This is a genomic window from Actinoplanes sp. NPDC051633 (genome assembly GCF_040681735.1).
Lineage (GTDB): Bacteria > Actinomycetota > Actinomycetes > Mycobacteriales > Micromonosporaceae > Actinoplanes.
This window is the reverse complement of sequence record NZ_JBFAZH010000417.1, coordinates 1-6,056: the sequence shown is the minus strand read 5'-3', so window position 1 is coordinate 6,056 and position 6,056 is coordinate 1. Positions and strand designations below refer to the sequence as shown.

The following is a 6,056-nucleotide window of genomic DNA, read 5'->3' as shown; positions in this document are numbered from 1 at the left end:
GGTTTTTAGGTATAAAACTATATAAATAACCCTACGATCACGTCGGTCACCGCATGCGCGGCGAGCAGCTGGCCGTCGCTGCTGGCCACGTGCAGGTGCACCGGCGACGGGCCGGACGCGTCCAAGGTCAGCAACGCGGCCGCGACGCTGGTGGCGTCCTGCTGGGTGAACGGCCCGCGGATCATGACGATGCGCTGGTCGAAGAGCCGCTCCTCGAGCCAGCCGGCCATCGACGGTCCCGGGAGGTGCGGCGACGGTTCGTGCGAGGGGCGGGGCTGCCAGCGCGGGTCCATCCGCCGAGTTTAGGGAGCAACCGGCCGCCGGATGGAGGGCTTCCGCTACGGGCGGACAGGCCTACTGTGAACATCATGGCGGAGACATTGCAGCTGGACCCCGCGAAGACCGCGGTGGTGCTGATCGAGTACCAGAACGAGTTCACCTCCGACGGCGGCGTGCTGCACGGCGCGGTGTCCGCGGTGATGGACAAGACGCAGATGTTGCCCAAGACGGTGGCGCTGGTCGAGGCGGCCCGTGCGGCCGGGGTCACGATCATGCACGCGCCGATCACGTTCGCCCCGGGTTACGGCGAGCTGTCGCGGTACCCGTACGGGATCCTGAAGGGCGTCGTGGACGGCAACGCCTTCGTGAAGGGAACGTGGGGCGCGGCGATCGTCGACGATCTCACCCCGGCCGAGGGCGACATCCTGATCGAGGGCAAGCGCGGGCTGGACACGTTCGCCAGCACCAATCTGGACTTCATCCTGCGCAGCCGCGGCATCGAGACGGTGATCCTGGCCGGGTTCCTGACGAACTGCTGCGTCGAGTCGACGATGCGGTCGGCCTACGAGAACGGCTACCGCGTGATCACGCTGACCGACTGCACCGCGGCGACCTCTCCGGAGGAGCACGACAACGCCATCGCGTACGACTACCCGATGTTCTCCCTGCCGATGGAGTCCGCGCAGGTCACCGCCGCCCTAGGGTGACACCGGCGAACGGCACGACGACCTCGGTGGCGCGACCGTCCGGGTGTTGCCAGCGGCCGCGCCGGGCCAGCTCCGGCAGCACGCCCTCGCCGAACCAGTACGCCTCCTCCAGGTGCGGGTAGCCGGAGAGGATGAACTCGTCGATGCCCAGGTCGGCGTACTCCTCGAGGCGGTCGGCGACCTCCTGGTGGCTGCCCACCAGGGCGGTGCCCGCGCCGCCGCGGACCAGGCCCACACCGGCCCACAGGTTCGGCGACACCTCCAGGTCGTCGGCCGAGCCGCCGTGCAGCTCGAGCATGCGCCGCTGCCCGACCGACTCGCTGCGCCGCAGCCCCTGCTGGACCGCCTCGATCGCCTCCCGTGGGATGCCGCGCAACAGGCGGTGCGCCTCGGCCCACGCCGCGTCGGAGGTGTCGCGGGTGATCACGTGCAGGCGGATGCCGAAGCGCAGATGGCCGCCGCCGATCCCGCGGATCCAGTCGAGCTTCTGCTTCACCTGAGCCGGCGGCTCGCCCCAGGTCAGGTAGACGTCGCTGTGCCGGACCGCGACCGGGCCGGCCGCCGTGGACGAGCCGCCGAAGTAGACCTGCGGGACCGGGTCGGGCACGCGGCTCAGCTTCGCGTCCTCGACCCGCAGGTGCTCGCCGTCGTGGGTGACCGTCTTGCCCTCCCACAGCGCCTTGACGATGCCGAGGAACTCGTCGCAGCGCGCGTATCGGGCGTCCTTGTCCAGGAAGTCGCCGTAGCCGCGCTGCTCGGACGACTCGCCGCCGGTCACCACGTTGAGCAGCAGGCGACCGCCGGACAGCCGCTGGAAGGTCGACGCCATCTGCGCGGCGAGCGTGGGCGAGATCAGGCCGGGCCGGAACGCCACCAGGAACTTCAGCCGCTCGGTGACCTCGGTGAGCATCGCGGTGCTCAGCCAGGCGTCCTCGCACCACGCGCCGGTCGGGGTGAGCGCGGCGGTGAAGCCGAGCTGCTCGGCGCTGCGGGCGATCTGGCCCAGGTAGCCGATGGTGAGCGGGCGCACGCCGCCGGCGGCGCCGGTCGGAACGCCGTGGCCGCCGCCGACGATCTCCCGGCTGTCGCCGTTGGTCGGGAGGAACCAGTGGAAGTCCATGGCTCCCACACTATCTATAAATCCTATGGGCTAGATAGAGTGTCGTCATGGCGAACGACGAGCTGAGCCACGACCGTCGACGGCTGCGGCAGTGGTTGCGCGGTGACGCCGCCGGCTTCTCCCGGCGCGACCTGTTCAAGCTGTCGGCGGCGATCGGAGCGGCGCCGGCCTTCATCGGTGCGACGCCGGCCGTCGCCCGGGCGGCGGCCGCCGGGCCGATCGTCAAACCACTGCCCGCGGAGCTGTTCACCGTGCTCGGCACCAACGCCGAGACCCGCTGGTCCGCTCTGCGCGACGTCGGCCACCTCGTACCCCTCGACCGGTTCTTCGTGCGCAACCACACCAGCACGCCGATCATCGACCCGCAGACCTGGCGGCTCGAGGTGACTGGATCCGGCCTGCGCGGCGGCCCGGTGAGCTTCTCGCTGGCCGACCTCCAGCGGCTGCCCAGCGAGACGACCGTCACCGCGGTGGAGTGCGCGGGCAACGGGCGCAGCTACTACACGACCCAGCAAGGGCAGACCGTTTCGGGTACGGCCTGGCGCCTCGGCGCGATCGGCGTGGCCCGCTGGCGAGGCGTGCGGCTGTCACACGTCCTGCGCCGGGCCGGGCTGTCCCATCGGGCGGTGGACGTGCAGCCGGTCGGGCTCGATCCCGACTACGTGACCGGCGGCGTCAACCTCGGCCCGGTGCGCCGGCCGCTGCCGGTTCGCAAGGCGCTCGACGATGTGCTGCTCGCGTACGAGATGAACGGCGAACCCCTGCCACCCGACCACGGCGCCCCGGTCCGCGTGCTGGTGCCCGGCTGGATCGGCATCGCGTCGATCAAGTGGGTCGGCCGCATCGAGGTGTCCGACCGGCCGCTGTTCTCGCCGTGGAACACGCAGTGCTACCGGCTCTTCGGCGAGGGCTACCCGGCCGACGGGCAGCCCTTCGACGAGCAGGTGGTCAAGAGCGCGTTCGAGCTGGACGAGGGAGCGGTGTTCACGGCGGGGCGGCGGCACCGGCTCACCGGACGGTCCTGGTCGGCGCACGGCCCCATCCGCAAGATCGAGGTCAGCACCGACGGCGGCGCGACGTGGCGGCGGGCCCGCCCGGTCGGCCCGGGCGCCGGCTGGCAGCGCTGGGCGCTGGACTGGACGCCGCGCACCGAGGGCCCGGCCGAGCTGCTGGCCCGCGCCACCGACGTACGCGGCAACACCCAGCCCGGCGTCGCGCGGCACAACACCCTCGGATACCTCTTCGACGCCGTCGTCCGGCATCCCGTTCAGGTGCGCACGGCCGGCAACTCCTAGGCCGGCAGCGGTCCCTTCGGGATGTCGCCGCGCAGCGTGATGCGGTGCATGACGCGGCGCTCGGTGCCGTAGTCGCGGTTCGCGTAGTGGCTGGTGCTGCGGTTGTCCCACAGCGCCACGTCGCCGAGCCGCCAGCGGTGCCGGACGATGTGCTCCGGCTTGGTCAGGTGGGCGTAGAGCAGGTCGAGGATGCCGCGGCTCTCGTGCTCGGAGACCCCGACGATGTGTGAGGTGAACCCCGGGTTGACGAAGATGCCCTTGCGGCCGGTCTCCGGGTGCACCCGCACCACCGGGTGCTCGATCGGGTCCAGCTTGGTGACGACCTCGCCGTCCCAGACGTTGCCCTTGCCGCCGCGGCGCTGGGCCAGGTAGTAGCCGAACTCGCGGTTGCCGTCGTGCACGGCGGTGAGCTGGTCCGCCAGCCGCTGCACCGGCGCCGCCAGCGAGTCGTACGCGAGCTGCGCGTCCGCCCAGTTGGTGTCGCCGCCGGTCGGCGGGAGCGTGACCGCGCGCAGGATCGAGCCGAGCGGCGGGCGCTTCATGAACGTGACGTCGGTGTGCCACACGTCCGCGAAACCGTTGTCGGTGCTGTCCAGCGCGTACACCTCGGGGTGGGCATCGTCCAAGCCGCCCACCACCGGGTGGGAGGCGGTCAGCTCGCCGATCCGCCGGCCGAGATGAACCTGGGCGTCGTCGTCCAGCTTCTGGTCACGCAGGAAGAGCACCTTGCGGTCCACCAGCGCGGCGCGCAGATCCACGATGTCGTCGTCGGTGGCGGTGAGCAGGTCGAGGCCGTGCACGATGGCTCCGAAATGGGGGCCGAGGGGTTCGAGCTCGGTCATGCGGGACTTCCTTCCATCTGGGCCGCCGCGCGAACGGCGTGGCCGATCTCGGACCGCAGTGCGGCGTAGTCGGGCCGGCCGCGCAGCTCGTCCGGGGTGATCCCGGTGCGCGGCAGGTCGATCGGCAGGTCGAGGACGACGCGGCCGGGCCGGGCGCTGAGCACCACGACGCGGCTGCCGAGGAACACCGCCTCGTCCACGCTGTGCGTCACGAAGACGCAGGTGCGGCCGGTGTCCGCGCTGACCCGGCGCAGGTCCTCCTGGAGGCGCTCGCGGGTGAGCGCGTCGAGCGCGGCGAACGGCTCGTCCATCAGCAGCAACGGGTTCTCCACGGCGAGCGCCCGGGCGATCGCGACGCGCTGCTGCTGACCGCCGGAGATCTGCCACGTACGGCGGTGGGTGACGTCCTTCAGCCCGACGTCGGCGAGCAGTTGCTCGACCTTCGCCCGCCGGTCGGCCACACCGGCGTAGCGCAACCCGAGCTCGACGTTGCCGCCCACCGTCTTCCACGGCAACAGCCGGGGCTGCTGGAAGACGATGCCCGCCTTGCCGGCGGTCCAGACCGTACCCCTGGTGGCCTGCTCGAAGCCGGCGATCAGCCGCAGCAAGGTCGTCTTGCCGCATCCCGACGCGCCCACCAGCACCAGGAACTCGCCTTGCGGGATGGTCAGGTCGACCGGGCCGACCGCCGGCACGGAACCGTAGATGTGCTCGACGCCGTCGAGCCGGATCGCCTCAGCCGAGGACATCGGGCAGGCCCTTGACGTAGACGGACTTCTGCACGGTGGCCAGGTCGGGCACCGCGTCGATCTTCTGCTGGTCCTTGAGGAACTGCGCGGCGCTGACCAGGTTGTCGGCGAGCTTGCCGACCTGACCCTCGGTGCCCAGCCACTCCGGCGACGCCAGGTCCGCGGGCTTGAGGAACACGCCCTGCTTGAGCTGGTTCTGCGCGTCCGTGGCGCTCAGGTTGAGCTCGGCGCCGATCGACTTGGACGCCGCCGCCGGGTCGGAGGCGATCAGGTCGAGCGCCTGCGCCTCTGCTTTGCGCCACGCGTCGACCGCCTCGGGGTGGGCCTGGATGAACGCGGTGGAGACCACGCCGAGGTCCAATGTGGGCTTGCCGGCGGTGGCCAGCTCGCGGCTGCTGATCAGCACCGTGCCGTTCTTCTTCAGCTCGTCCAGCGACGGCAGCCACGAGTACGCGGCGTCCAGGTCGCCGCGGGTCCACGCGGCCAGGATGTCCTGCGGCTCGAGATCGACGATGTCCACTTCGGACTCCTTGACGCCGGCCCGGTCCAGCGCGGCGAGCAGGCTGTAGTGCGAGGTGGAGGCGAACGGGGTGGCCACCTTCTTGCCGCGCAGCCCGGCCACGTCCGTGATGCCGGTGCCGTTGCGGGCCACCAGCGCCTCGTTGTCGCCGGCCACATCCAGCACGAAGGCGACCTGGTACGGGATGTTCAGCGGCGCGGACAGCCCGCGCGCCACCGGGCTCGACCCGATCGCGGCGATGTCGACGCTGCCGGCCACGAACGCGGTGTTGATGCTGGCGCCGGAGTCGAACTTCGTCCAGGTGATCTTGTAGTCCGGCAGCGCCTTCTCGAGCAGGCCCTGGTTCTTCACCACCAGGTCCCCGCTGGGGAAGGCCTGATAGGCGATCCGGATGGTCTTGGCGCCGGCGTTGTCTTTCCCGCTGGCGGCGCCGTTGCCGCATGCGCTCGCCAGGGTGAGGACGGCGAGGAGGGCAAGGATCTTGCGCACTGGTGCTCCGTTTCTATGCACGGCCGCGCCACGGGATCAGCCGGTTCTCGGCAAC

7 protein-coding genes are annotated in these 6,056 nt (G+C 71.0%); 2 read left to right on the top strand and 5 right to left on the bottom strand.

The window, feature by feature from the left end; genetic code table 11:
• Positions 1 to 17: 17 nt before the first annotated feature.
• Positions 18 to 293 (bottom strand): ATP-dependent Clp protease proteolytic subunit, encoded by a 276-nt coding sequence (locus AB0M20_RS22395; protein ID WP_364301059.1) that lies wholly within the window; start codon positions 291 to 293, stop codon positions 18 to 20.
• A 75-nt stretch (positions 294 to 368) separates the two neighbouring features.
• Between AB0M20_RS22395 and AB0M20_RS22390 the strand changes: the two genes are divergently transcribed.
• Positions 369 to 986 (top strand): cysteine hydrolase, encoded by a 618-nt coding sequence (locus AB0M20_RS22390; protein WP_364301056.1) that lies wholly within the window; start codon positions 369 to 371, stop codon positions 984 to 986.
• Here the strand turns inward: AB0M20_RS22390 and AB0M20_RS22385 are convergent.
• On the bottom strand, positions 967 to 2,106 hold the full coding sequence (locus tag AB0M20_RS22385; protein ID WP_364301054.1) for an LLM class flavin-dependent oxidoreductase: 1,140 nt from the start codon (positions 2,104 to 2,106) through the stop codon (positions 967 to 969). The genes AB0M20_RS22390 and AB0M20_RS22385 overlap by 20 nt on opposite strands.
• A gap of 47 nt (positions 2,107 to 2,153) precedes the next feature.
• Between AB0M20_RS22385 and AB0M20_RS22380 the strand changes: the two genes are divergently transcribed.
• Complete coding sequence (locus AB0M20_RS22380) at positions 2,154 to 3,401, top strand: sulfite oxidase (protein WP_364301052.1); 1,248 nt, start codon at positions 2,154 to 2,156, stop codon at positions 3,399 to 3,401.
• Here AB0M20_RS22380 and AB0M20_RS22375 read toward each other — a convergent pair.
• From AB0M20_RS22375 to AB0M20_RS22365, 3 genes are read right to left on the bottom strand one after another with little or no spacing between them, the layout of a single operon-like run.
• Positions 3,398 to 4,243, bottom strand: coding sequence for a TauD/TfdA family dioxygenase (locus AB0M20_RS22375; RefSeq protein WP_364301050.1), 846 nt, complete (start codon positions 4,241 to 4,243; stop codon positions 3,398 to 3,400). The genes AB0M20_RS22380 and AB0M20_RS22375 overlap by 4 nt on opposite strands.
• Positions 4,240 to 4,992: an ABC transporter ATP-binding protein gene (locus AB0M20_RS22370; protein ID WP_364301048.1), complete on the bottom strand. Its 753-nt coding sequence runs from the start codon at positions 4,990 to 4,992 to the stop codon at positions 4,240 to 4,242. Before AB0M20_RS22370 ends, AB0M20_RS22375 begins: the two co-directional genes overlap by 4 nt.
• On the bottom strand, positions 4,979 to 6,001 hold the full coding sequence (locus AB0M20_RS22365; RefSeq protein ID WP_364301046.1) for an ABC transporter substrate-binding protein: 1,023 nt from the start codon (positions 5,999 to 6,001) through the stop codon (positions 4,979 to 4,981). Before AB0M20_RS22365 ends, AB0M20_RS22370 begins: the two co-directional genes overlap by 14 nt.
• Between the last annotated feature and the right edge of the window lie 55 nt (positions 6,002 to 6,056).